Origin of the sequence: Gilliamella apicola, assembly GCF_003202915.1 — a bacterium.
Lineage (GTDB): Bacteria > Pseudomonadota > Gammaproteobacteria > Enterobacterales > Orbaceae > Gilliamella > Gilliamella apicola_Q.
Map to the genome: position 1 here is coordinate 69,314 of NZ_QGLP01000004.1, position 25,719 is coordinate 95,032.

Annotated in this window: 20 protein-coding genes, 1 pseudogene and 2 CRISPR repeat arrays (1 of these 23 running past the window's edge); of the genes and pseudogenes, 12 read left to right on the forward strand and 9 right to left on the reverse strand. The window is 35.5% G+C overall.

The genetic code is table 11. The annotated features are described in order from the left end of the window. A CRISPR array of direct repeats spans positions 1-327; the repeat unit is 29 nt; unit sequence CGGTTTATCCCTATGTGTATAGGGAACAC; it begins 373 nt to the left of the window's first position. A 123-nt stretch (positions 328-450) separates the two neighbouring features. Further along, entirely contained in the window at positions 451-3,153 is a 2,703-nt protein-coding gene (gene cas3 / locus DKK79_RS01855) for a CRISPR-associated helicase Cas3' (protein ID WP_220018977.1), read from the reverse strand. Positions 3,154-3,576: 423 nt separating this feature from the next. Between cas3 and DKK79_RS01860 the strand changes: the two genes are divergently transcribed. The 5 genes and pseudogenes from DKK79_RS01860 to DKK79_RS01880 all read left to right on the forward strand — a co-directional run bounded on the left by DKK79_RS01860 (position 3,577) and on the right by DKK79_RS01880 (position 10,275). After that, entirely contained in the window at positions 3,577-5,508 is a 1,932-nt protein-coding gene (locus DKK79_RS01860) for an extracellular solute-binding protein (RefSeq protein WP_220018978.1), read from the forward strand. Between the two features lies 1 nt (position 5,509). Continuing rightward, positions 5,510-6,598, forward strand: a complete 1,089-nt coding sequence (locus tag DKK79_RS01865; RefSeq protein ID WP_110422603.1) for a microcin C ABC transporter permease YejB — start codon at positions 5,510-5,512, stop codon at positions 6,596-6,598. Next, on the forward strand, positions 6,598-7,629 hold the full coding sequence (locus DKK79_RS01870; protein WP_110422604.1) for an ABC transporter permease: 1,032 nt from the start codon (positions 6,598-6,600) through the stop codon (positions 7,627-7,629). The genes DKK79_RS01865 and DKK79_RS01870 overlap by 1 nt, the downstream gene beginning before the upstream one ends. Beyond that, positions 7,626-9,209, forward strand: a pseudogene (gene yejF, locus DKK79_RS01875) (microcin C ABC transporter ATP-binding protein YejF); the annotation flags it as partial. The gene DKK79_RS01870 and the pseudogene yejF, both read left to right, overlap by 4 nt. Before the next feature lie 205 nt (positions 9,210-9,414). Then, entirely contained in the window at positions 9,415-10,275 is an 861-nt protein-coding gene (locus DKK79_RS01880; protein WP_110422606.1) for a hypothetical protein, read from the forward strand. Positions 10,276-10,341: 66 nt separating this feature from the next. On the opposite strand, the gene frdD is transcribed toward DKK79_RS01880, so the two are convergent. From frdD to DKK79_RS01895, 3 genes are all read right to left on the reverse strand, one after another. Continuing rightward, positions 10,342-10,695, reverse strand: coding sequence for a fumarate reductase subunit FrdD (gene frdD / locus DKK79_RS01885; protein ID WP_110422607.1), 354 nt, complete (start codon positions 10,693-10,695; stop codon positions 10,342-10,344). Positions 10,696-10,709: 14 nt separating this feature from the next. Beyond that, the gene (locus DKK79_RS01890; protein ID WP_110422608.1) at positions 10,710-11,144 is read right to left on the reverse strand and encodes a hypothetical protein; all 435 of its coding nucleotides are present in this window, start codon (positions 11,142-11,144) and stop codon (positions 10,710-10,712) included. A gap of 183 nt (positions 11,145-11,327) precedes the next feature. After that, positions 11,328-11,912: a hypothetical protein gene (locus DKK79_RS01895; protein WP_110422609.1), complete on the reverse strand. Its 585-nt coding sequence runs from the start codon at positions 11,910-11,912 to the stop codon at positions 11,328-11,330. A gap of 392 nt (positions 11,913-12,304) precedes the next feature. Between DKK79_RS01895 and casA the strand changes: the two genes are divergently transcribed. The 7 genes from casA to cas2e are packed head-to-tail and all read left to right on the forward strand — an operon-like array spanning position 12,305 to position 18,190. Further along, positions 12,305-13,831, forward strand: coding sequence for a type I-E CRISPR-associated protein Cse1/CasA (casA, locus tag DKK79_RS01900; protein WP_110422610.1), 1,527 nt, complete (start codon positions 12,305-12,307; stop codon positions 13,829-13,831). Between the two features lie 20 nt (positions 13,832-13,851). After that, a complete protein-coding gene (casB, locus tag DKK79_RS01905) occupies positions 13,852-14,469 on the forward strand; it encodes a type I-E CRISPR-associated protein Cse2/CasB (protein ID WP_110422611.1) in 618 nt (205 codons plus the stop codon). A 5-nt stretch (positions 14,470-14,474) separates the two neighbouring features. Continuing rightward, on the forward strand, positions 14,475-15,539 hold the full coding sequence (cas7e, locus tag DKK79_RS01910) for a type I-E CRISPR-associated protein Cas7/Cse4/CasC (RefSeq protein WP_110422612.1): 1,065 nt from the start codon (positions 14,475-14,477) through the stop codon (positions 15,537-15,539). A gap of 13 nt (positions 15,540-15,552) precedes the next feature. After that, a complete protein-coding gene (gene cas5e, locus DKK79_RS01915; RefSeq protein ID WP_110422613.1) occupies positions 15,553-16,296 on the forward strand; it encodes a type I-E CRISPR-associated protein Cas5/CasD in 744 nt (247 codons plus the stop codon). After that, a complete protein-coding gene (gene cas6e, locus DKK79_RS01920; protein ID WP_110422614.1) occupies positions 16,297-16,965 on the forward strand; it encodes a type I-E CRISPR-associated protein Cas6/Cse3/CasE in 669 nt (222 codons plus the stop codon). Positions 16,966-16,976: 11 nt separating this feature from the next. Next, complete coding sequence (gene cas1e / locus DKK79_RS01925; protein WP_110422615.1) at positions 16,977-17,894, forward strand: type I-E CRISPR-associated endonuclease Cas1e; 918 nt, start codon at positions 16,977-16,979, stop codon at positions 17,892-17,894. A gap of 2 nt (positions 17,895-17,896) precedes the next feature. Next, entirely contained in the window at positions 17,897-18,190 is a 294-nt protein-coding gene (gene cas2e / locus DKK79_RS01930) for a type I-E CRISPR-associated endoribonuclease Cas2e (protein WP_065577731.1), read from the forward strand. An 84-nt stretch (positions 18,191-18,274) separates the two neighbouring features. Continuing rightward, a CRISPR array of direct repeats spans positions 18,275-20,074; the repeat unit is 29 nt; unit sequence GCGTTCCCTGTGGGTACAGGGATATACCG. A 386-nt stretch (positions 20,075-20,460) separates the two neighbouring features. Here cas2e and DKK79_RS01935 read toward each other — a convergent pair. From DKK79_RS01935 to DKK79_RS01955, 5 genes are read right to left on the reverse strand one after another with little or no spacing between them, the layout of a single operon-like run. Beyond that, positions 20,461-21,732, reverse strand: coding sequence for a class II D-tagatose-bisphosphate aldolase non-catalytic subunit (locus DKK79_RS01935; protein WP_110422616.1), 1,272 nt, complete (start codon positions 21,730-21,732; stop codon positions 20,461-20,463). A gap of 18 nt (positions 21,733-21,750) precedes the next feature. Further along, on the reverse strand, positions 21,751-22,806 hold the full coding sequence (locus DKK79_RS01940) for a PTS fructose transporter subunit IIC (RefSeq protein WP_110422617.1): 1,056 nt from the start codon (positions 22,804-22,806) through the stop codon (positions 21,751-21,753). A 17-nt stretch (positions 22,807-22,823) separates the two neighbouring features. Next, on the reverse strand, positions 22,824-23,138 hold the full coding sequence (locus tag DKK79_RS01945) for a PTS fructose transporter subunit IIB (RefSeq protein WP_110422618.1): 315 nt from the start codon (positions 23,136-23,138) through the stop codon (positions 22,824-22,826). Positions 23,139-23,149: 11 nt separating this feature from the next. Beyond that, on the reverse strand, positions 23,150-23,620 hold the full coding sequence (locus DKK79_RS01950) for a fructose PTS transporter subunit IIA (RefSeq protein WP_110422619.1): 471 nt from the start codon (positions 23,618-23,620) through the stop codon (positions 23,150-23,152). Next, entirely contained in the window at positions 23,601-25,532 is a 1,932-nt protein-coding gene (locus DKK79_RS01955) for a BglG family transcription antiterminator (RefSeq protein ID WP_110422620.1), read from the reverse strand. The genes DKK79_RS01950 and DKK79_RS01955 overlap by 20 nt, the downstream gene beginning before the upstream one ends. Positions 25,533-25,719 lie beyond the last annotated feature (187 nt).

The following is a 25,719-nucleotide window of genomic DNA, read 5'->3' on the forward strand; positions in this document are numbered from 1 at the left end:
TCCCTATGTGTATAGGGAACACCTATTCAGGTGGTTGTTAACTTTGTTAAATTCCGGTTTATCCCTATGTGTATAGGGAACACATCAAACGTTGTTACGAATGACCGCGGGTTAACGGTTTATCCCTATGTGTATAGGGAACACATACGCTAATCCGCCACATTCTGACAATGTGCCGGTTTATCCCTATGTGTATAGGGAACACGGTTACAGAGGGCATGGCGACGATCTACGGTGCGGTTTATCCCTATGTGTATAGGGAACACACAAATGGCTACAGTGAAGGGTGTTTTCGGCACGGTTTATCCCTATGTGTATAGGGAACACTCTAATTATAACCATTTGTTTTATAATTGAAATATAAGGGAGCAATTTTTTACCGATTTTTCTGTATAAAATTCACTCAACTTATTGCCAGTTAAAATTATTAATATTTAACTTTGAATTAAATTAATTTAGATAAAAGCCTAATTCCTTAGAATAAAAAGAAGACTCTTTTTCAATAAGAACAATAATGGCATTTGGTCTATGTATTTGTTGTCTCAATTTTTCTAGAGGCTGCTGGTCAAGTTGTGGGACGGCTTTTTTAACTCTAGCCCATTTAGATGCACTAATTGTAACATGGCTTTGTTCCCATGCGTATTCGTTACTACTACAGTAAGGAATAACTTTTCCATCTTGTTGATATGCTAGATAAAGATCAATATTATCTCTTGATAAACGGGTTGAAACTTCAATTTCCTTATCCCATTCACCATTGAACTGTTCACGGCTATAGCATTTATTAAAATTCAATATAATACTTTTAGCTTGTGAACTTTGTCCTAGTTGTTCTCCTAATGCTTTATAAAAGGCCTCTTGTAAACCTTCTGGTGGTTCAAGATCATGGCGATAAACAGCTTCTATAAGTAGTCTCGCCTCTTCAGGCATTGTTATAACACCTCTTTCACGTAAAACCCGTTGGGTAAACCATAAATAGGCATGATTAGCGTAAACATATTTAGTATTGCGAAATTCTGGATTATCTAGCCAATCTTCGCTTGGATCATCCTGCCATGTTGGCGCAAATACGGTCAATATAGGTGGATTTCGCTCATCACGTGGTTGATTCTGATGAGTGGCTGATTTGATATTTCCGTGTTTATCTCGCACATGTCGTTGTAAACGCCCAGCACGTTGAATCAATAGATCAATAGGTGCAATGTCACTAATCATTTCGTCAAAATCAAGATCTAATGATTGCTCAATGACTTGAGTCGCAATTATGATTTTTGCCGAGCGAATGGTGTTATTTGAGGTTTTTCCCGCCCATTCGATAGTTTTTTGCTCGATAGCCAAACGATCACAATAAGCAAAACGACTATGAAATAGCAAAATTTGCTTAGTATCAAGATGCAAATTTTGTTTTATTTGTTGATATAAACTAATGGCATCAGCCACACTATTTTTTATCCAACAAATAATTTTTCCTTGCTCAATTGCCTTCTTTATTTTTTCTATACCGGAATTGATATTATCAATCCAGTCAATCTTAACTTGTCGCTTTACTTCATCCCTTGTTTCTATTGCGTGTTCGACTAAGCTTTTTTGATTTAGTTGAGTAAATAAAGGAAAGGGTAAATCTGTATTAACTGTTAAAGACGATGGTGTTGATGTTAATCCACTATAGAAGGCGTTAAGCAATTTTTCGCGCAGAAAAAATGGTAAAGTCGCGGTAAGAATAATTGCACTGCCACCTTGCGATGCATGATAATGCAATAATGATTCTAATAGTTTTACCATATAACTATCATAAGCATGAACTTCATCTAAAATAAGTAATTTATGACGCAACCCTAATAATCGCAGCGATTGATGTTTAAACGGCATTACAGCCATCAATGCTTGATCCAACGTACCAACCCCAACTTCCGCCAGTAATGACTTTTTACGAGTATCGACAAACCATTCATTGCACTCGCTACTGGCTGAATTATCATTGTTAAGATATTTTTGCTGGCTAATATTATCTAAATTAATTATTGTTTGAGTAAAAGTCGGATTCATGTAACTTGCACCATGAGCCAAAACCAGTGATGGATGGCTATCGGCTTGATACAATTGGCCGTAGACCTTTGCCGTTCGTTGATAGATACCATTAGCGGTTGCTTGCGTAGGCATACCGATGTAAATACCGTGTGCTTTCCCGGCAGCCATTAATCGATGTGCCAAAATCATGGATGCTTCGGTTTTACCTGCACCGGTGACATCCTCCATAATAAATAATTCAGGTCCAATATTGGTTAATTGGCAGGATAGTGCTTGTTGTTGAAGTGGTGTCGGCTTTTCTATAAATGGAAACAGGTTTTTAATACCATTAAAAGGAGTAATCGAGGACCTTTTAGGTAAAGTTGCTACGGCTTTTTCAGCATTGGCGAGTGCATAGTTTGCCCAATACTCTGATAACTCCATTGATTTTGAACAAAAAGGGAAAAATTGCTCATTGGAACCTAACCAATCGCTGATAACTGTTATGGCAGCTAATAACCAACTCAGTTTAGTAAGATTTTTACGAAAGGTTTTGTCAAAAAAGTTGGTCGGATAACACGTTAATTTAGCATCGACAATAAATAGTTGATTAATCGCTTTAATATAGTCTAGTGATGCTTGTTTATCGTGTGCGTTGAATGATAATTTTCCTTTAGCCTCTAATATTGGTGGTTTTCCATGATGACCAGTCATAATTAATAACCAGATATCATATATATCTTTAATATTATTATTGTACTGCTCTAATTGAATTTCAGATTTTTCAATTAGATATTCTTTCCATAACCAGTGTCCAAGTGAGTCATGCCGACTGAAATAACCTTTAGAGGGATCAGGAGCGACCAGTTTGGGATTATTATGTTGAAATAATTGCTGAAATCCATTGGCGAACTTACCAATATCATGCCAAGCTAAAAAATAGGCAAACCAAAGGGCGGCTTTTTCAATTTCATTGGATGAGAAACCAAGTTGTTCAAATAATTCAGCAGAATTGAAATAATTATTTTTAACAATAAAATAGCCACAAGCCGCGACATCTAAATTATGATAAGCCAGAAGATGATACTTCTCTGAAGTATCACTTTGTTGGCACTTTCCCCAATATTGATAAAATGATTGATTCATTAAAATGGATATCCTTATTTTTAACCGCTAATAGTCAGAAACATTAAGCCGAGCATCCCCCTTGAAAGCTGAAATAATAAAAGAATATCGACTGAATTGCTAAATTTTTATACAAAAAATTATTTCATTTTTTTTACAATTAATCCTCCAAATTAAAATTCATCAATGTAAAAATATTTGGTTAATTTTAAAAAAATAAATCTTAGATAACTATTAATGTTATAATTCAAGATTCTTATTAAGTTTATTAATTAGGTTTTGCTCATTGGATTGAAGTTTGGCAAAATAGTTAACTCTCAATATGTTATTTTCAGTATTTTAGATAATTTAATTTTTTTATAATAAATCAAGTAAAATCGCAGATTGATAGTTAAATGGTAAAATAGGAACTAAATTAGGATGAACAGTCAAAGAAAAATAAATATGAAAAAGTTATTCATCTCAAGCTGCTTGAGTGGATTATTCATTACTTCAATGACTGTTTATGCCAAAAAAAAACCGAATATCATTTTGCCTACAGAAGCAACAATAGAAGCTAGCTCAACCACTAAGACTATTGTAAACCCTTCGATTGATAGCATTGAACCTAGCCAACCTGTCGAGCATATTTACCATAAAACCATTTTTTCGTTGCTAGGAGATCCCAAATATCCTGAAAATTTTGACCATCTAGAATACGTTAATCCTAATGCCCCCAAAGGTGGGATTATCAAACTACATGAAATAGGTACTTTTGATAATTTTAATCGTTTTGCTAGTCGTGGCGCACCGGAACATTATTCGGATTCGTTATATGATTCACTTTTTACCTCAACCGCTGATGATATTTCCAGCTTTTATCCACTGATAGCAACTTCAATTACTTATTCAGATAGTTATCGTTGGGCTGAAGTTTTTATTAATCCAAATGCCCGTTTTCAAGATGGCAAGCCAATAACTGCCCATGATGTGGAATTTACTTTTCATAAATTTATGACTGAAGGTGTTTCACAATATCGAGTTTATAACAAAGGGGTAAATGTTAAAGCGATAGATGACTATCGGGTTAGAGTGGAATTGCCGGAAACCGATCGTGAAAAACTGCTCTCTTTTGTCGGTAGTATGCGGGTTATTCCTAAGCATTTTTGGCAAAGTCATAATTTTTCTGAGCCATTAAGTACCCCGCCTGTTGGTAGTGGTCCTTATTATATTAGTGATTATAAAATGGGGCAGTACGTGGTTTATAAGCGTAATCCTGATTATTGGGCAAAGGATTTACCTGTTAATAAAGGCTTAGATAATTTTGATGAAAAACGTATTGATTATTATATGGATACGAGTATTGCTTTAGAGGCGTTTAAAGCAGGGGAATATGATTTTCGCGGTGAAGGGCAACCGAAAAACTGGTTTACGCAATATCAAGGAAAATATTTTGACGCAAAAGATATTATAAAACATGAAAAAAACGTGGAAACCGCGGTAAATACTAGATGGTTAGCGTTCAATTTGCAAAAAGATTTTTTTAAAGATGTTAGAGTTAGACAAGCAATAACCTTAGCGTTTGATTTTGAATGGTTAAATCACGCATTTTATTATGATAGTTATAAAAGACCAGCTAGCTTTTTTGAAAATACTATTTATGCAGCAAAAGGTAAACCGAGTGAGCAAGAGCTCAAATGGTTAATACCTTATAAAGATATTATTCCCGAGCAAGCGTTTGATGAAGCCTATACGGTTGCGAAAAGTGATGGACAAGGGTTTAATCGCAATAACTTATTAACCGCCGCTAAATTATTGCAAGAAGCCGGTTGGATTATTAAAGACGGAAAACTAATTAATGCCCAAAACCAGCAACCTTTTGAATTTGAGCTATTAACTTATCTTGGTGAAGACATCAAATATGCGATACCTTTTCAACAAAATTTAGCGCGTTTAGGTATTACAATGAAAATAACTTCATTAGATTATGCGCAATTAACGCGCAGGATGCGTGAACGTGATTATGATATGATGCCTCGTAATTATAGTGCGGTAAATTATCCCTCTTCCGATTTAATGATTTTATGGGGGAGCGAATATTTAAATTCTTCATATAATGGTTCCGGACTACATAATCAGGCGATTGATTCGATTATTGCTGAAATAGTGAAAAATGTTGGCAATCAAAGTGAATTAATACCACTTGGACGGGCACTCGATCGCATTTTGACCCAAGAATATCCGATGATTCCAATGTGGTATAACAGTAAAACCTATTATGCATATTGGAATAAATTTGGTCAGCCAGCCATACAACCAAGTTATGCAATAGGTATTGATAGCTGGTGGTATGATGCAGATAAAGCGGCTAGCTTGTCAAAGAATAGAGAACACTAATATGCTCAATTATATTATCCGTCGATTATTGCTGATTATTCCAACCTTGCTAATCATTTTGACGATCAACTTTTTTATCGTGCAAATTGCCCCCGGTGGGCCGGTTGACCAAGCTTTAGCCATGATAGAAAATGGACCTGAGGCTGGGCAGGTATTGTTACCAGGCAGTGAAAGTAGCCCAATAATATTGAAAGAACAAAAAAAAGAATCAAATTATCGCGGGGCGCGTGGTCTAGATCCAGAAATTGTGGCAATGATAGAGAAACAATATGGTTTTGATAAACCGATTTGGGAACGCTATATCAATACGTTGCGACAATATATTCAATTTGATTTTGGTAACAGTTTTTTTAAAAGTGAATCGGTATTAAGTCTAATTGCCAAAAGTTTACCAGTCTCTATTTCATTAGGGTTATGGAGTACATTAATTGTTTATTTAATCTCCATCCCATTAGGGATTCGTAAAGCAGTTAAAGACGGTTCAAGATTTGATTTTTGGTCAAGTACGTTAATTATTATCGGTTATGCAATACCGGCCTTTTTATTAGCCGTGTTATTAATTGTTCTGTTTGCTGGCGGTAGTTATTGGGATATTTTCCCACTTCGAGGGTTGATTTCCAATAATTTTGAACAGTTAGATTTTTGGGGCAAAGTGAAAGATTATGCTTGGCATATTTGCTTACCAACGATTGCCATGGTGGTGAGTGGTTTTGCCACATTAACTATGTTAACCAAAAACTCATTTTTAGATGAAATTCGTAAACAATATGTAGTTACAGCTAGAGCGAAAGGCTTAAGTGAAAGGCAAATTCTCTATAAACATGTTTTCCGTAATGCCACCTTGCTTATTGTATCGGGTTTTCCTGCTGCATTTGTTGGAATTTTATTTACTGGCTCGGTCCTGATTGAGGCCATTTTTTCACTTAAGGGATTAGGGCTTTTAGGTTATGAAGCGATTATTCAGCGTGATTATCCTATAATTTTTGGCACATTATATATATTTACCTTGATAGGACTTATCACCAAACTCTTATCAGATTTATCTTATATGATAATCGATCCACGCATTGACTTTGAGGCTCGCAATTGATGACTACGCACTACTCAATTAATCAGCTACGTTGGCAACGATTTAAACGCAATCGACGTGGATATTTTTCGTTATGGCTATTTTTAATATTATTTATAATCAGCCTGTTCTCTGATTTTATCTTTAATGATCGGCCAATATTGATTAAATATCAAAATAACTATTACTTACCAATCTTTAATTTCTATCCTGAAACCGAATTTGGCGGCGAGTTTCAAACGCAAACTAATTATTTAGATCCTGCCGTGCAGAACAAGATTAAAGATGATGGTTGGATAGTTTGGCCACCATTCCATTATACCTATAATACTTTGATACATGATACATCTAGCACTTTTCCTACTCCGCCATCTAAAACCCATCTGTTAGGTACCACCGATGCTGGTTTTGATGTATTAGCCAATATTGCATACGGTTTTAGAATATCGATGTTTTTTGCTCTTTTTCTGACCTTCTTCACTTCAATTATTGGGGTGTTAATCGGTGCAATTCAAGGTTATTATGGTGGTAAAGTTGACTTGTTGGGTCAACGATTTATTGAGATTTGGAGTGGATTACCCGAGCTGTTTGTGATTATTCTCCTTGCCAGTATTTTACCACTTAATTTTTGGTGGTTATTGGCAATTACGGTGTTATTTGGTTGGATGGCGTTAGTTGGTGTTGTCCGAGCAGAGTTTTTACGCACCCGTAACTTTGATTATATTCGAGCGGCCAAAGCGATGGGGGTAAGCGATAGTAAAATTATACTTCGCCACATGCTACCCAATGCGATGATTGCGACATTAACATTTTTACCATTTATTCTTTGTGGTTCTATTTCAACGCTAACAGCGCTAGATTTTCTAGGATTCGGTTTACCAATTGATTCGCCATCTTTAGGGCGATTATTACTACAAGGTAAAAATAACTTGCAAGCGCCTTGGTTAGGAATTAGTTCTTTTTTAGTTATTTCCATCTTATTGTCACTGTTAATTTTTATTGGTGAAGCAATTAGAGATGCATTTGATCCAAACAAAGGAGTATATAAATGAGTTCTCCTTTATTATCTATTGTTGATTTAAATATAGCTTTTAAAACCGGTCAACACTTACAAAGTCAAGTTGTGGAAAATATCAGTCTCGATATCAACGAACAAGAAACGGTCGCATTAGTCGGCGAATCGGGATCAGGTAAAAGTGTTACGGCGCTATCGATATTAAGGCTGTTACCGAGGGAGCAGGTAATCTATCCATCTGGCGATATTATTTTTGAGGATAAATCGCTATTATATGCTTCGGAAAAAGAGTTACGTAAAATTCGCGGTAATCAGATTAGTATGATATTCCAAGAGCCAATGGTATCACTTAATCCATTGCATACCGTTGAAAAACAACTGTATGAAGTATTATCATTACATCGAGGTATGCGACGCAACGTTGCTCGTGGCGAAATTTTACAATATCTTGACCGTGTTGGTATCAAAGATCCTAAAAGCAAACTCTCCGCTTATCCTCATCAGTTATCTGGTGGTGAAAGACAACGGGTGATGATTGCTATGGCTATTTTAACTCACCCCAAACTATTAATTGCTGATGAACCTACTACCGCTTTAGATGTTTCTGTCCAAGCACAGATTATTGATCTACTCAAAGAACTCAAAAAAGAGCTGAATATGAGTATGTTATTTATCTCACATAATTTGGGGATTGTTAAAAAACTGGCGGATAAAGTGGCGGTTATGCAAAATGGCCAAATTGTTGAATTCAATAATAAACAGCGTATATTCTTGCGTCCGCAACAAGAATATACCCAAACATTGTTGAGTTCTCAACCTAGCGGAGAGCCGGTTCCTTTACCGGATATGCCAGGTATATTGCTTAGTGTTAATCATCTCAATGTCGAAGTTGTCGCACAAAAAAGATTGTTTAGAAGTAAAAAGAAAAAAATTATTGATAACATTAGCTTTACAGTTCATCAAGGTGAAACAGTTGGTATTGTTGGTGAATCCGGCTCAGGTAAAAGTACCACAGCACTTGCAATTTTACGTTTAATTAAATCACAAGGTGATATTTGCTTCGATAGTCATTCTATACAGAATTTATCCGCCAAAAAATTATTACCATTTCGTAGCCGAATTCAAGTTGTGTTTCAAGATCCATATTCATCACTTAACCCACGCTTTAATGTGGAGCAAATTATCAGTGAAGGCCTAGAGACTCATAAAAAACTGACTAAAACCGAGCGAGAACAAGCGGTGATTGATATTATGCAAGAGGTCGGTTTAGATCCGCAAATGCGTTTTCGTTACCCGAATGAGTTTTCAGGAGGACAACGACAAAGAATCGCCATCGCAAGAGCCCTAATTCTACAACCAGAATTATTAATTTTAGATGAACCAACTTCGTCATTAGATCATACTATTCAAAAACAGATAATTAATTTGCTTAAATCATTACAAGAGAAACATCGCCTTAGTTATCTATTTATCAGCCATGATCTGGCGTTGGTTTACTCTTTCTGTCATCAAATTATTGTTATGAAAGAAGGTAAAGTTGTTGAGCAAGGTTTACGTGAAAAAATCTACTATACGCCTGAAACCGAATATACCAAAGATTTACTGTCGTTTTTAGATAAACCACCAAGAAAGTCAACTAAAACATTGATTCATGCTAATATTCTTGAAAAAACGCAAAAAACAGAATCTAAACAAAAAGAAGACCAAAAGATCAATTGGGAAGACGCATTATTAATGCGTAAAAAATAAAGGTACAAGGTTATGGCCGAAATATAAGCCATAATTAAAAAATTAATTTAGTAAACGATTTAACAGGTTAATTATGCAAAAGAAAATATTCCGACTTTTAACCGCCTCATGTTTATCATTTATTTCAATAAATGTTATGGCGTTGACATGTTCTGACGATCCTGAGCAAAACAAGGTTGCCGCCAATAATTATATTTTCAAAATATTAGATTTTATTGATTCTCAAGCTAAAGGTATAAAACAAGAAGTTAGAACCTCGACAATTACATCGGATACCGGTGCTATTCGTTCAATTGCCAAACATAGTTTAAATTACGATCTCAATGGCTTAATTATTGAAAGCCATTACGACCTTTATTCTGATAAAAATGAAAAACTTTATTTTGAGCATCTGCAAAAAAATGAGTCTGGTTGGCAAAATGTAATTGAAGATATTGAAGATAAAACCAATGGTAAGATTCAATTCAAAATGGATGAACAAGGTCGAATTGTCGCCTCAGAACAGATAAAAAAGGCACCCGATTTTACCTTTATTGAGAACGACAGTTATCAGTTTGATAACAACAATTGTTTGGTTATTAAAGATGTTCAATGGCGGTTAAATGAGTTGAATGCTAATGGAGATGTGATCGGAACAGAGCAAAAAGGAGCTTCGATTTACGCATTTAGTTATCAGAACCATCAATTAGCGAAAGTATCAACCCAATACAGTAATAACACCAGAAATGAAAGTGATTTTTCTTACCAATTTGATACAAACAATCGCTTAAATGTAATTCAATCTACCTATTCAATGGTAGGTAAAGATACATCGAATTATATAACGCAATTTTTAACCTTTAATGAAAAAAATGATTGGCTTAGTGCAACACAAGCAAAACAAAATAGAAAAAACAAACAAACCAATATTATTCGACAAATTACCTATTATTAATCAATCTTAAAATGGCGTTATCACAAGTGAACTCGATAACGCCAATGAATTATCATCATTCTCGTTTTATCTTACAAATAAAATATAAATTGCATGGGCAGTCCATGCTAATGCTAAACCGTAAGTAAGTAGTTTTTCTCGCTTGGGGTGTATGTTGAATTGATGAAGCAAAGTTAGAATCTGTTGCAATCCATACCAAATCGGTAGTGAAATCATTAAACATAAAAATAGCTTACCTAATTGAGTATTAGCGAGTTTAAGAATGGAAGAACGGGTTATTGCGTCACCAAAAGGAATAATAAACGCAATAATGATTAACACTACTGGCGCAAAAATAGCTGCCCAAAGTCCACCTAAAGCAAATAATCCTTTTGCCACTTTTGAATCAGAGGGTATTGGTTGAGTTTTTTGGTTTTTCATTAATCAAACACCACTTATTTAATAATCGATAATAGTAAGCAATAGGAAAGTAAAAGCGTTACAACACAGAGACCAATAATTAATAAGTATACCTGCCCCCTTTTATGCGTAGTTTGCTTAAAAACAACTTTAGCTATCAGCCTAAACCAATTAATCGAGTGAAACAAAGCCAGTAATAATGCAATAACATTGATGATAACAGCTAAAGGGCTTTGTAAAAAAAAGATAAAACGATAAAACTCATCTTGCCCCATGGCATTCGTGTACATGCAAATAACCCCATACATCAAAACCATACTGACCCAAATCATGGAAAAAGCGGTTAATTTATCAATGATTGATAAAAATAACCGCTGTTTTGCCGGTAAAGGTGTGAGTTCGGATTGATTTCCGTTTTTAATACTTAGATTATTATTTGCTGGATAATTATCATTATTTTTCTTAATCATAACTTTCTCAATGTGAGTAACACTACTTTGTAATTAACGTTTTAGCGATTAATGTTTAATTTTGTATTATAAACCTTAAGTGATTTAAACCGTCAAATTAAAGTTCTGCATAATATCGGTTTTTGATAGCGGTTAACTAGGCAGAAAGTGCGTTGAGATAATTTACATAGTCTCGTTAATAAATTATTTGCTAGTAACAAATAAATTATAATCAATTAAATATGAGCCTATTGGTGTTTCTTTAACTCTTACTTGAGCTTTATTACCATATTTGATTTTGTCATTTAAATTTATACATAGAAAAAAGTAATAATTGTTATCTTTATTAAGAATCTTTAAACCATTTTTACAACGTCCATGTTTACCTCTACTTGGCCCTGGCGTGGTAATTTTATATTCAGTAGTATAAGTCTTAGATTCAGTAGGATAGAAATAAATGATCTCTGTTAGTAGAACTAAAAAAAATATGAAATTAAAAGAAAAAATCATAAAAACACGTGCAAGGTAATCTTTAATTCGTTTCAAAAATGCTTTTTTTAACATTTTTTTTCTAGAAAAAGCGAGAAGAAAACTAAGCAGAATGATCATAGTAAAAAATGCATATTCAACTTTAGGAAAGATAATTGTTCTTTGGTGTAAATGAAAAGCAAAAATGATATTAAGAATAGATAAGAGTACCATTAAAAGCAGTAATTTTTTTGTTATATTTTTTTTTAACACAACTGTTTTTAATAGATCTTGATTATAATTTTTGAAGTTTTGTGGCATATAAGATCTCTATCATCTCTTCTTAATAATAAAGTTTATTTTTACTATATCATTAATAGCTAATTTTTAGCTAAACGAAAATTATTATTAAAAATAGCATACAATACTCAACATTAATCATAAATTAATTATCAATCATTAATAAATTTTTTATGATTATATTTAAAAAAATTATTATCAATATGTAATGCTCTACAAAATAAGTGCAATTACCAAAAAATCTATAGACTCTTGAATTAAAAAATGTAATAAATGATCAAGAAATTCGATCGTATGTTTTTAGCTTTGAAATCAATAAGTCTGCTTCATATAGACTTAAGTAATTTAAACTCAAACCGATAAGCGAAATAATTTCTATTTCGCTTATTGCAAACTAAAAAAAGGAGTATAAATTGTCTTCTTTATCACTGTTAGACCACGAATGGATTCCTGTTGTTTATTTTGATGGTCATGTTAGTAAAATTAAACCCAGTCAGTTAGTTGACGAAACCATTGCTGACTTAGCCTATTTTAGACCCGATTTTCAAGGTGCGGCTTATCAATTCCTTATTGGTTTACTGCAAACCACCTTTTCCCCTGAAGATAAATATGAATGGTTAGACTATTGGGATGAGGGTATAAGCCAATCGCAGCTTGATAAGGCATTTGAACAAGTTAAACCGGCAATGCAATTTGGTAAAGCTAAACCGGCGTTTATGCAAGACTTTACGCCATTAAATGGTAATAAAGTGCCGATTTCAGGTTTATTGGTTGAAGCACCGGGTGAAAATGCACTAAAGAAAAATACCGACCATTTTATTAAGCGGGATTTTGTTAACGCTATCTGTCCTCATTGTGCGGTTATAGCTCTGTTTACTTTACAAACTAATGCCCCATCAGGAGGACAAGGGCATCGAGTGAGTTTGCGAGGTGGTGGACCAATTACCACTTTAATGATGCCAGAGCTAAACACCTCAACGCCATTATGGAAAAAATTATGGTTAAATGTAGTGCCACTGGATGATGACGAAAAACCACAATGCTATGATGAAACTGTCTTCCCATGGTTAAACAAAACCATAACCAGTGAACCACCTAAAAATTTAAGTGTATTTCCTGAACAAGCTAATTGTTGTCAAGCATTTTGGGGGATGCCTCGTCGCATTGAGCTAGATTTTGAAAATACAACACAAGGCCATTGTGATCTTTGTGGCGAGGAGTCGTCGGAGCTTATTAGCCATTACCAAACTAAAAATTATGGTGTTCAATACCAAAACTGGCGCCATCCTTTATCACCATATCGAACTGATAGCAAAACAAATGCACCCATTGCGATTAAAGGACAACCTGGCGGGTTAATTTACCGCGATTGGCTAGGCATGGTTAGCACTAATGATGAAACCCAATCAGCTCAGGTGGTAAGAGTTCATTATAATCGAGGATTGAAATCTGCCGAAAAATATCACTTGTGGTGTTTTGGATACGATTTTGACAATATGAAGGCACGCTGTTGGTATGAACACACTTTTCCGGTATATCCTGCACTAGCTGATCCTGAAAGCGATCTTAAAGAGCTGATTGAACAAGCATTAGAATTTAGTAAAGACGCTTTATCATTACAGCGTAAAGCCTTGACAGCTATCAATAAACAGTCCAGTTCAGTTGATATTGCTTATTGGAAAGAAACAGAAATACCTTTTTATCAATTTGTGAAACAACTTATCAAAGAAAAAGAGAATCCGAATGGACGTTTTCATCTGTTGTTAGATTGGACAAATACCTTATTAAAATATATTACTCAAATCTACGATAAAGCTGCTTTTTCTGACCCAGATCAACAGATGATAAGTTCCGAAAAAATTACAACCAGAGAAAAATTACTTAAAGATTTTAACAAACTTAGAAATATCAAAAAGATTAAACTTAATAAAACGTCTTGATTGCATGTAGGGAGAACAACATGTCAGACACTATCCAAAAAAAGCTGATGATCTTAAATGATAGCCACAAAAAGATTATCGATGAATGGTTTTCAATGTTGCAGCAACGGCAATGTAAATTTAATGGTATTAATTACAATGGACGAAAATTACGTGCTGAATTACGCCGGGTTTCATTGTCTGAATTAATAATTCTACAGGATGGCTACACGATTTTAGCTAATAAACTTCTTAATAACGACAGTAGATTAGCGCAAACGGATATTCATTATCATGCATTACAGATATTGGTTAATGTGGCTGTTTTTGCAGAGTTAAATAATGATAAGGCACCATTTGCTGCGCAACTGAGTGAAAAAGTAAAAGGCGGAGAACGTAATTATTTATCTAAATTGCGATTTGAACGTCTTCTTAATAGTGAAACCCCAGAAGAATTTTGTCAGCGTTTAATTCGTGCCGTTAAGTTGCGCGGTGAAAAAGGCGTTAATCTAACTTCCCTTGCTGACGGCATCTTTCTATGGATGCAAGAGTGGTACGCACGTGAACACAACTGGCCAGCTAATACTAATCCGTTTAAACGCTTTTCTACTCGTTGGGCTATGGACTATTTTTCAACTAAAAATAATACTAAGGAATAATCATCATGACTACATTTATTCAATTACATCTATTAACCGCTTATGCTCCTTCAAACTTAAACCGTGATGATTTAGGTCGACCAAAAACCGCTAAAATGGGAAATACTGACCGTTTGCGTATTTCGTCACAAAGCTTAAAAAGAGCGTGGCGTACTTCTGACTGTTTTTATCAATCATTAAGTGATCATATTGGTGTTCGTTCACGTCGTTTTGCTCGAGATTGGGTATACAACCCACTGATTGATAATGGTATATCTGAAAAAATAGCTAAAGAAAGTGCAATTAAAATAGCTAATCAGTTTGGTAAAGTCAAAAATGAGAAATTACCAAAAGATCCATTGAGTAATTTAGAAATTGAACAATTGGTACATATTAGTAGCAATGAACAGCAAGCAATTAAACAATTAGTTGATGTACTAATTAGTGAAAAACGCGAACCTAGCGATGATGAAGTTAAATTATTACGTAAAGAAAATAGTAGTATTGATATTGCCTTGTTTGGCAGAATGTTAGCTGATAGCCCGGCATTTAATATTGAAGCTGCCTGCCAAGTTTCTCATGCATTAGGCGTAAGTACGGTAACCATTGAGGATGATTTTTTTACTGCTGTTGATGATTTAAATAATAATGATGTTGATGCTGGTTCAGCGCATTTGGGCGAACGTGGATTTGCTTCGGCGCTGTTTTATACTTATGTATGTATCAGCCGAGATTTACTTCTCGAAAATTTAAATGGTGATGAAGCATTGGTTGAAAAAACCTTAAAAGCTTTAACTGAATCAGCCGCCAAAGTTGCACCAACAGGGATGCAAAATAGTTTTGCTTCACGAGCATATACTTCCTATCTTTTAATAGAAAAAGGAAGTCAACAACCGCGCTCTTTAGCGGTAGCTTATTTTAATCCAATTCGTAGTCAAGATATGGTAAATGATGCTATTAGTCGTTTGGAAGAGCAACGAGATAAATTTGATAAAGTTTATGGTCAATGTGCTGATAGTCGCTATGTTCTCAATAGTGAAACTGGAGAAGGAACCCTTAGTGCTGCATTAGATTTTGTTGCGCAAAAATAGGGGGGCGGACAAGATGATCAACCATCTTATTTTTCAAATTTATGCCCCATTTACCTCTTGGGGCGAACCTGCTGTCGGCGAAGTTCGCCACAGCAATATTATTCCCTCTCGCTCTGCTTTATTGGGATTAGTTTCGGCTGCACTCGGCATTCGTCGTGATGATAATCAGATAGATCATTTTAATCAGCATTACCATTTTGCGATTCGTCCTTTTATTGCTAACAATAGTTGGTTTCGAGATTTTCATACCGTCCAAGCTCCTAGGGCTAATAAAAAGCAAGTCTGGTATACACGCTTTGATGAAATACGACAAAACCCTCTTGAACTAGAGACGTTATTATCACAGCGTGAATATTATAATGACGTTTATTATCAAATAGTCATGACTGAGACTGAGAATGCACCTTATAGTTTAGAGCAAATTCAGCAAGCATTACTTAAACCTGTTTTTCCTTTATACGCAGGAAGAAAAAATTCACCTTTATCGTTACCGTTATCGCCTATTTTGTATCAAGGAACATTGCGAGAGGCTTTTAGTTTTGCCGATAAACACTATCAAGAGTGTCATCGTCAAGATCCGGTTATTGATAAACTATTAAAAGGTATTGCTGATGAATATTATTGGCAACAGGCCAATCAAGAAGATCACTTTGAGGTAATTAAAATTCAGCGTCGTCAAGATCAACCAATAAGCCGTCACCGTTGGCAATTTAATGATCGTCAGCAGTTTTCCGGCCATTTGAAAGGGAGTGAATAGATGTATTTTTCTCGAGTTACTTTAAAATTAAATCGACTTCCTTATGTTATGCAACAGAAAATGCAAAATTCAGGACTTTATGCTATTCATCAATGGTTATGGCAACTCTTTCCTAATCAAGAAAAACGTTGCTTTTTATTTCGTGAAGAGAGAATTGGCAAAGGCTATCAATACTATCTATTATCGGAAATAGCACCGCTAACCAATCATGAGCTATTTTTAGTAGAAACTAAACCATACCAGCCAAAATTAACCGTTGGTATGAAATTGATTTTTTCCCTGCGAGCAAATCCAGTGGTGTTTAAAAATGGTAAGCGTAGTGATGTGATGATGAATGCTAAATATCAGGCTAAACAACAAGGTTTAGATAATGAGATAAAAATTCGTCAGAATGAAGCTGCCATAAATTGGTTAATTAAACAGAGTGAATTCAGAGGATTTTCATTATCAACAACTGATGGACAACAACTGGATTGCACAGTAATTAATTATACCCAAGAGCAATTTATTAAAAAAAGCAATCTTAAACCCATTACTTATAGCAGTGTTGATTATCAAGGGGTGTTAACCGTAACGGATGTTGACTTATTTTTAAATACCATCTATCAAGGAGTTGGTAAAAGTAAAGGATTTGGTTGTGGTTTATTTTTGCTAAAACATTATCAATAGGATAAGCGATAATGGTTTATGTTCCCCTTAATCCGATTCCTTTAAAAAATAGAACGTCAATGATTTTTTTGCAATATGGACAAATTGACGTTCTAGATGGAGCCTTTGTATTAATTGATAAAACCGGCATCAGAACGCATATTCCAGTGGGCTCGATAGCTTGCATAATGTTAGAACCTGGGACTCGAGTTTCTCATGCGGCTATTAAATTAGCTGCAACGGTTGGCACTTTGCTCGTTTGGGTCGGTGAAGCTGGCGTCAGAATGTATTCATCGGGTCAACCAGGTGGGGCAAGATCTGATAAACTGCTCTATCAAGCTAAATTGGCTTTAGATGATGATTTACGTTTAAAAGTAGTCAAAAAAATGTTTGAGTTACGATTTGGTGAACCTGCGCCTAGCCGTCGTTCCGTTGAACAGTTACGAGGCATTGAAGGATCGCGAGTACGTGAAACTTATTCATTACTGGCTAAACGTTATCATGTTAAATGGCATGGAAGAAAATACGATCCCAAAGATTGGCAAAAAGGAGATACGGTTAATCAATGTATAAGTGCTGCCACGTCTTGCTTATATGGCATCACCGAAGCAGCTGTTTTGGCGGCCGGTTACGCACCGGCTATCGGATTTGTGCATAGTGGAAAACCACTCTCATTTGTTTATGATATTGCTGATATTATTAAATTTGATACCGTTGTACCTAAAGCTTTTGAAATAGCGGCAAAAAACAATGCAGATCCCGATCGGGAAGTTCGTGTGGCCTGCCGTGAAATTTTTAGAAGCCAAAAAACATTAGCAATATTAATTCCGCTTATCGAAGAAGTTTTATCTGCTGGTGGAATTGAACCGCCCCCAGCTCCAGATGATGCCCAACCACCAGCTATCCCAGAACCTCAATCTCTAGCTGACAGTGGCTTTAGGAGTCGCTAAAAATGAGTATGTGTGTTGTAGTAACTGAAAATGTCCCGCCTAGGTTACGAGGTCGTTTAGCAATTTGGTTACTTGAAATTAGAGCCGGGGTTTACATCGGTGATATATCAAGACCAATAAGAGAAATGCTATGGCAACAAATCACTAAACTTGCTGAGGAAGGCAATGTTGTCCTTGCTTGGGCGACTAATACTGAGTCAGGATTTGACTTCCAAACTTATGGCGCAAATAGAAGGGTTCCGGTAGATTTAGATGGACTAAGGTTAGTATCTTTTTTACCTATTGAAAATCAATAGGTTAATGTTCTTTAAAAATTAGGAATAATTGGTAGATTTTAACTAACTAAAAAATATTATATAAAACAATTATCTATATTTAGAGCGTTCCCTGTGGGTACAGGGATATACCGAAATTGATAATAATCATAATTTTACTACGAGGGCGTTCCCTGTGGGTACAGGGATATACCGTTTTTCAAAATTGAAAACGCCTTTCCCGCTTTGCGTTCCCTGTGGGTACAGGGATATACCGCTTAAAAAGTTTTTTGTTAGCCATTGTTTTCACGCGTTCCCTGTGGGTACAGGGATATACCGACAAGGACAGTGTGATGAATGATGCTAAAGCAGCGTTCCCTGTGGGTACAGGGATATACCGGTGTACATACTTAATGGCTTTTATGTGATCACGCGTTCCCTGTGGGTACAGGGATATACCGTAAGCCCGCACGCCAAATGCGCTTGAAATTATGCGTTCCCTGTGGGTACAGGGATATACCGTCTTATGGAGTTTTAATGCTACTGATACGTTAGCGTTCCCTGTGGGTACAGGGATATACCGCGTAAATGATCCATTAGCTCATAAATTTACATGCGTTCCCTGTGGGTACAGGGATATACCGGGCAAAGCATCGCTGACAATTTAAAAGATGGTGCGTTCCCTGTGGGTACAGGGATATACCGAATTCCAAACGATAGCGAATATCAAAAATTAAGCGTTCCCTGTGGGTACAGGGATATACCGAATTATTAAATTTACTACATCCGCTTGCCCCAGCGTTCCCTGTGGGTACAGGGATATACCGCTGTCCCTTCTTGACCCTATAGAAGTAATCGCGCGTTCCCTGTGGGTACAGGGATATACCGATCGTTGTTATAATTTGTAATATTGGCATCTGGCGTTCCCTGTGGGTACAGGGATATACCGCAACAGATTAGAATAATTGGCACTATGGTTGAGCGTTCCCTGTGGGTACAGGGATATACCCAAATTCTGTTTGATTATATAAATTACGGTTGTGCGTTCCCTGTGGGTACAGGGATATACCGGAAATCTTAAATAATTTACTGTTTCTGTCATTGCGTTCCCTGTGGGTACAGGGATATACCGTCACGTTCTTCATTATATTCACTTTGAATAGAGCGTTCCCTGTGGGTACAGGGATATACCGATATAGGTCGCAAAAATTACAAAACTAATTTAGCGTTCCCTGTGGGTACAGGGATATACCGCAAACTGTAATAATTTAAAAGCACAAATAGCAGCGTTCCCTGTGGGTACAGGGATATACCGCTAGTGCACCTATAAATGCTTTATTCATTGTTGCGTTCCCTGTGGGTACAGGGATATACCGAGTGGAATACATTTAGAGACAAAAATAATTGTGCGTTCCCTGTGGGTACAGGGATATACCGAATCCAATGATTTGGAAGTTTTAATGCCAAATGCGTTCCCTGTGGGTACAGGGATATACCGCTACAGAGATTTGATCCCCCCTTCCCTATTGAGCGTTCCCTGTGGGTACAGGGATATACCGGCCGTGTATGGCTGACTAACAAACTTATCAACGCGTTCCCTGTGGGTACAGGGATATACCGGCGTGACCCAATTTTGTCATTTGCTATACTAGGCGTTCCCTGTGGGTACAGGGATATACCGTAAATAACAGACTACACACAACCCTCAGCGCCCGCGTTCCCTGTGGGTACAGGGATATACCGTCGCTTAAAACGCGTTAAATTGCGTTTTATGTGCGTTCCCTGTGGGTACAGGGATATACCGTATGGGCGGGCTTCGATCCAAGTCGTACTCGTGAGTTCCCTGTGGGTACAGGGATATACCGGCACAGAAAAAAAGGTAAACTGGGCTATTCAAGCGTTCCCTGTAGGTACAGGGATATACCGTGCGTGGTAGAGAGGCTTTAGATCTATTTGTTGGAGTTCCCTATAGCTATAGAACTATAGCGGTCTACACGACTTAATGTGTTTTATATGATTTTGATTAAATGATTTATAAATTTAGGTGTATATCTAAATATTTTTTTCAATAATTATCCAACGGTAATAGCATGTTCTTTAAAAAGATGGGAGATTGGTAAATTTTATTTACTATAAGAAATATATGGATAATTTTTAGTTGAGCTAAAATAATTATTAAAAATGTTTTAGTGTGTATGCTGTGTTTTACACACTAAAACGATTAATATTTAACACTGGCAATTTCACCACTGATTTTATAAACACACTATAATCGTGGTGTGTTTATTGGTTTTTATAATAGTTGAGTGGAGTTATGCTAACACTCGTCTAATACGAGAAGTTACACCTTTTAAATTATAAGATTCAGCATAATCACGTATCGGTCTTTTTATGTAATCAATCACATATCGTTGACCATCAATATGATTATTCTTCAAATTAGCATACATTTTTTCAATTTCTGCTTTGACTTCATTATCATTGAAAGTATAGTGACCTGCGATATCAAGTATTTCATCAGCTAAAATAGGATCACTGGTTATTTGGGCAATGGTTAAATTTTTTTGCTCGCCAACCATCCATTTTCTCCAACGTTCACATTTGATTGCATGCTCTAATAATACTTCTCTAACGGCTGAAGCTTTTTCTATTAAACCTTGGTCTTTTAATCGTTGTTCAACCTTAGCTAGATTTAAGTAAGCTCGTGTCTCTTGTGTACCATATTGTGGTGCTACATTTGATGCTGCTATATTTGAAGGAATGTGTTCTAATAATGTTACGTCATCGAAGTAATCGCCATTATGTTCCTTTAATCCTACTCCATATTGTTTAGCCATAACCGCTAAGCTAAGTGCATTTTTAAAGTTGAATGTACCAATTTGTTCGGTTTTTCTGGTTAAGGTTCCGGTTTGGCCGACAATAAAGGTTGGCATTGGCAAATTACGTTTGTTTAGTTCTTCTTTGAGTTTTAGGATAAATTTTTCATAAGTTTCTGTTGAAGTTAAGCCACCATTTGTCTCTTCTGTTCCAACTTCATAGCCAATTTCTGGTAAGTTTCTAGCGATTCTTTGTTGTTCACAAAACTCAATTAAATCGACAGTACGTTCTAAAACGGTTTCTAGTGGGATGACTTTACCAACTTCAATTGGATCTTTAGTTGGGTCAATCATTAATAAATCAAAACCAGCCTCGATATCTGCAATATATGATTTTTTACCTAATTCCATTGCTTCATCAACAGCAAGATGATCATTTCGTTCTTTATCTCTTTGCCATGGACCGCCATGATCTCGGCAAATATAACATAAGTTATCATAATCGATTGAAGCCGCGACATCCTTTACTGCTTTTACAAATGTGAATTGATTCCAATTATTAACATATCCACCACCAAGTTCGTCGGCATCGACTTGATTACGACTGGCAATAAACATTATCGGATAGTCGTCTTCTTTCGATAATTCTAATGCGGCTTGTACGCAGTTTTTTGACATTGGGCCTATACCTAAAATTACAGCACTTTCTCCTGTGTCTTGTAATTTTAATAGACCATCAACTAATTTTTTGATCGGTAATTTGTTCATTTTATTTCTCCATTTAACTTAAACGTTGCTATCTGTTTGCTCTATATTTGGTTTGGTAAAGTGTAAAATTAAGACAGAGATTGCTACTCCAATAAACATAGAAAGGAAGAACCAAAGTTTGCCATTTACAGCCGGTAAGACGATTAAACCACCATGAGGAACAAGCGTTTCAACACCATTCATCATGCCTAAAGCGCCACCTACTGCACTACCAATGATAATTGCCGGTAATACTCGTTTCATGTCTCTTGCGGCAAAAGGAATTGCTCCTTCGGTAATACCGATGAGTCCCATAAAGAAAGCTGGGAATCCAAGATCACGCTCCTCAGCACTATATTTTTTGCGATCAATAAATACTGATATCGCCATAGCTAATGGCGGGATTGCCACGGCAATTCGGTGAGCACCATTAGGTCCATAAATACCTTCTGCCATTAAAAATAGTGTGAATGCAGTTGCTGTTTTATTTATTGGGCCACCCATGTCTACCGCAGTCATTGCCCCGATAATTAATCCTAATAAGATGGCACTACTACCTTGTAAGCTACTTAAAAAACTAACCAACCAATTCATCGCAAAACCAATTGGTTGGGCAACTACATAGATGTAAAACATACCTAATACGAAGGTAACAAAAATCGGTATAATTAAAATTGGCATGATTGTTCTGATGGTTACTGGAACTTTCCAAGTTTTACACCAACAAACAAGGTAGCCAGAAGCGACACCCAATATCATGGCACCTAAAAATCCGGTTTTTATCGCTTCATCTCCGACCGGGGTATTTGCTAAATAACCTAATATCATGCCAGGTACAATTCCTGGTTTACCCGCTAATGAGTACGCAATATAACCAGATAATAGGGGAATCATCATAGTGAAACCAATTACCCCAAGATCATTCAGATTCTTCATGAATTTGTTGGTTATCTGCATACCATTTTGACCAGCTTCGCCACTCGATAGGGCTATGGCTAAAAATATCCCGCCAACTACAACTGCCGGCAACATAAACGAAACACCGGTGTTAAATGCTTTTTGAATATCTTTTAATATAAGATTAACTTTTGACATAGATTGCCTCCTATGCTTTATAATTGTTCCGCTTGATCTACAAATTTACCCGGATCTTTAATTACCAAACTGGGGTTTGCTTCAATAACTTTGCCGTTGTCACGTTTTTCATCAAAACGTTCCTCGCCATCAATACCAATGCCGATAGCTAAAATGACGACATCCGCAGCATCAATTTCTTCTTGACTTAATTTATTCTCAGTTCCCATACTACCTTGTGTCTCAACCTTTATTTGATGGCCGCGTTTTTTACATTCGCGTTCAATTGCTTCTTGCGACATATAGGTATGTGCGATCCCAGTTGGACAAGCTGTCACTGCAACAATTTTCATGATGACTCCTTTTATAAATTTTTATTAATTGAACTCAATAGTGAATATATTTGAGTATTGTTTTGAAGATTTTCTAATTGCTCTCGAAATGAATCGTTCAACAAATTTTTGCTTAATTGGGATATCACTTTTAAATGAATGTTATCTTTGTTTTCTTCGGGCACACCGATAAGAAAAATCATGTTAACCATTTCATTGTCTTGCTCAGACCAATTAAATAACTCGGTAGTTCGTAAAAAACCGACAAAAGGTTGTTGCACCACAGTGCTTTTACCATGTGGCATGGCTATTTGATAACCAACGGCAGTAGATACGATTGCTTCGCGATCTAAAACTTTATTTAAAAATTCATTCTGCGTATTAATAACGCCTACTTGCTGTGCTTTTTCAGTCAAAAACAGTAATGCCTCTTGTTTTGAATTTATTTTTTTATTCAAAAAAATCATATCATTACGGATCACATTATTTGCTGAGATATTCATCTTGTGCCCCTTTTATAAATTGAATAAACTTACGATGATTCGGTGTTTCACATAATTGATTAATAAGAGATTTGCTCTTTACTAACAGATAGATGTCAGAGAGGATTTTTTTCAGATTTTTAATATCTTTTTCCGAAATGCAGATAATAATTATCATCTTGACCAAATTGTCTTTCCATTTGATAGCTTTAGAATTGGTAACCATGACTATTCTTGTCTGTTTGACAAATTTAGGATTACCATGAGGTATCGCTACACCTGTAGGTAACTCTGTGGCACCTAATCCTTCTCTTACGATCATGCCTTGAATAAAATCCGGCATAACGATCTGTTGTGTTACAAGTTTTTGACCAATCTTATTTATCAGCTCTTCTTTGGAGTTAAAATTTTGGTTTAAGAAGAGGGTATCTTTTTCCAAATAGTGGATAAGGTACAAAAAGGAGTGTTTATGTTCTTGAACATGATCATTTAGTACAAAATGTTCACCATAAATATTAAAAATGTTTTGGATATCTTGCTCACTTAATAATGGTGAAACGACAACAACTTTGACACCGTCAATCGCTAAATTTATTGTTGAGATAATCAAATCAATATTGGCTAATACATCAGCATTTAATTCATGAACAGATGCTACTTCTATTGTGGTTAAAGAGGGTAATACACTGGTAATTCTATTGACTAATAGTTCAGTGGTGGCGATGCCGTTTTGGCAAACGACTAATATTTTTTTGCTATGTTTTGCTCTTTCAATTGCTGATTGAAAATGAATTGTGAGAAAACCAATTTCATCATCATTAAAAAATACACCTAATTCATCTTCACATTTACTGGCAATAATCCAAATTATATTAAATAACACCGGAAAATCTTGCTTAACTTGTGTTACAAATGGATTATTAATTTTAATACCTTCCCTTAATCGATATAACATTGGTGGCATGTGTTGTATTAGGTAATCCCGTAATTTGTTATCTGTTCGAAAATCAATAAATAATGAGGAACCAACATTCGAGATAATTCTGTCTACCAATAAAGTATTATTTTTATCTGATGAAAATACATCGATTCGATTAGAAAGTAGGTATTTTGCTAAGTAATTGATATCGCCATTACTGAAGGTGAAGTTAAGTCTTAGTGAGATTTTACTTAAAATGCTTTTAGCATTATTTTGGAATATTTGCGAGTTATCATTTATTGCAATAGCATCGTCAATATGTTGGTTTTTTTGAGCTCGGTAAACCATAATAACCAGCATATTTAATACATTGAAGATGTAGTGTTCAGCAATAAAGTTATTATCAAAGCGGACATGTGAATAGAGAACTCGAAAACAAGTTTTTACATTTTGTTCACCATAGTAGTGACTTAAAATAGCAAGTCTTTCATCGCCATCATCTAAAATACCAAGGTTAGCTTCAAAAACGAAAAAATTAAAATTTAAATAAGCTTTCTGAATTTCTTTTTCTAAACCAGATAAGCGGGTTCCGCCGGCATCACTAATCACTTGTAGATTATTATTCGACGTTAATAATTGTTTTACAAACTTAAGATCTTGCTCAATAGAGGATTTGCTAACAGAAAATAATGTGGAAAGGTATTCAAAAGTAACTATTTTTTCTTCAAATAGCATCAACTCAATAATTTCTTTTCGGCGGCTAAATTTAGCTAACGTAATCGTTCTTATTTTTCGATCAGTAGCTGTTTTATCTGTTTTTTTTAATGCGATGCCTTTACCTGATTTTTTATCTAACTGGAACCCTTTGTTTAATAGACTATTGCTGATTTGCTCTAAATCAGAATGTACGGTTCTTTCTGAAACATTAAGTAATTGAGCAAAATATTTTACCGTCTTGTATCCACTTTGTTTTATTAACAGGCTAGTTAAAAAAGCTTGTCTTTCCGTTAACATTGGATGCCTCCTTGTTCAATAACATAAGAACGATTTGATTATAATTAGTTGAAATAGTTTTTATATCACAAAGATCTTCAACAACTTGTTGCAAAAATGATATTGAACAATATTACAAGGGGCTAAGTAGATAGGGGAATTGACTAATATTTGGGTATTTATTACCTGTATTAAAATAGTTAATTAT

Coding starts and splice junctions, on each gene's coding strand:
- casB (WP_110422611.1), top strand. CDS start 13,852: ATGTCAGACACTATCCAAAAAAAGCTGATGATCTTAAATGATAGCCAC.
- DKK79_RS01880 (WP_110422606.1), top strand. CDS start 9,415: ATGCAAAAGAAAATATTCCGACTTTTAACCGCCTCATGTTTATCATTT.
- DKK79_RS01860 (WP_220018978.1), top strand. CDS start 3,577: ATGAAAAAGTTATTCATCTCAAGCTGCTTGAGTGGATTATTCATTACT.
- cas6e (WP_110422614.1), top strand. CDS start 16,297: ATGTATTTTTCTCGAGTTACTTTAAAATTAAATCGACTTCCTTATGTT.
- cas5e (WP_110422613.1), top strand. CDS start 15,553: ATGATCAACCATCTTATTTTTCAAATTTATGCCCCATTTACCTCTTGG.
- DKK79_RS01945 (WP_110422618.1), bottom strand. CDS start 23,138: ATGAAAATTGTTGCAGTGACAGCTTGTCCAACTGGGATCGCACATACC.
- DKK79_RS01950 (WP_110422619.1), bottom strand. CDS start 23,620: ATGAATATCTCAGCAAATAATGTGATCCGTAATGATATGATTTTTTTG.
- frdD (WP_110422607.1), bottom strand. CDS start 10,695: ATGAAAAACCAAAAAACTCAACCAATACCCTCTGATTCAAAAGTGGCA.
- DKK79_RS01870 (WP_110422604.1), top strand. CDS start 6,598: ATGACTACGCACTACTCAATTAATCAGCTACGTTGGCAACGATTTAAA.
- DKK79_RS01940 (WP_110422617.1), bottom strand. CDS start 22,806: ATGTCAAAAGTTAATCTTATATTAAAAGATATTCAAAAAGCATTTAAC.
- DKK79_RS01955 (WP_110422620.1), bottom strand. CDS start 25,532: ATGTTAACGGAAAGACAAGCTTTTTTAACTAGCCTGTTAATAAAACAA.
- DKK79_RS01890 (WP_110422608.1), bottom strand. CDS start 11,144: ATGATTAAGAAAAATAATGATAATTATCCAGCAAATAATAATCTAAGT.
- cas1e (WP_110422615.1), top strand. CDS start 16,977: ATGGTTTATGTTCCCCTTAATCCGATTCCTTTAAAAAATAGAACGTCA.
- DKK79_RS01865 (WP_110422603.1), top strand. CDS start 5,510: ATGCTCAATTATATTATCCGTCGATTATTGCTGATTATTCCAACCTTG.
- cas2e (WP_065577731.1), top strand. CDS start 17,897: ATGAGTATGTGTGTTGTAGTAACTGAAAATGTCCCGCCTAGGTTACGA.
- DKK79_RS01895 (WP_110422609.1), bottom strand. CDS start 11,912: ATGCCACAAAACTTCAAAAATTATAATCAAGATCTATTAAAAACAGTT.
- DKK79_RS01935 (WP_110422616.1), bottom strand. CDS start 21,732: ATGAACAAATTACCGATCAAAAAATTAGTTGATGGTCTATTAAAATTA.
- cas7e (WP_110422612.1), top strand. CDS start 14,475: ATGACTACATTTATTCAATTACATCTATTAACCGCTTATGCTCCTTCA.
- cas3 (WP_220018977.1), bottom strand. CDS start 3,153: ATGAATCAATCATTTTATCAATATTGGGGAAAGTGCCAACAAAGTGAT.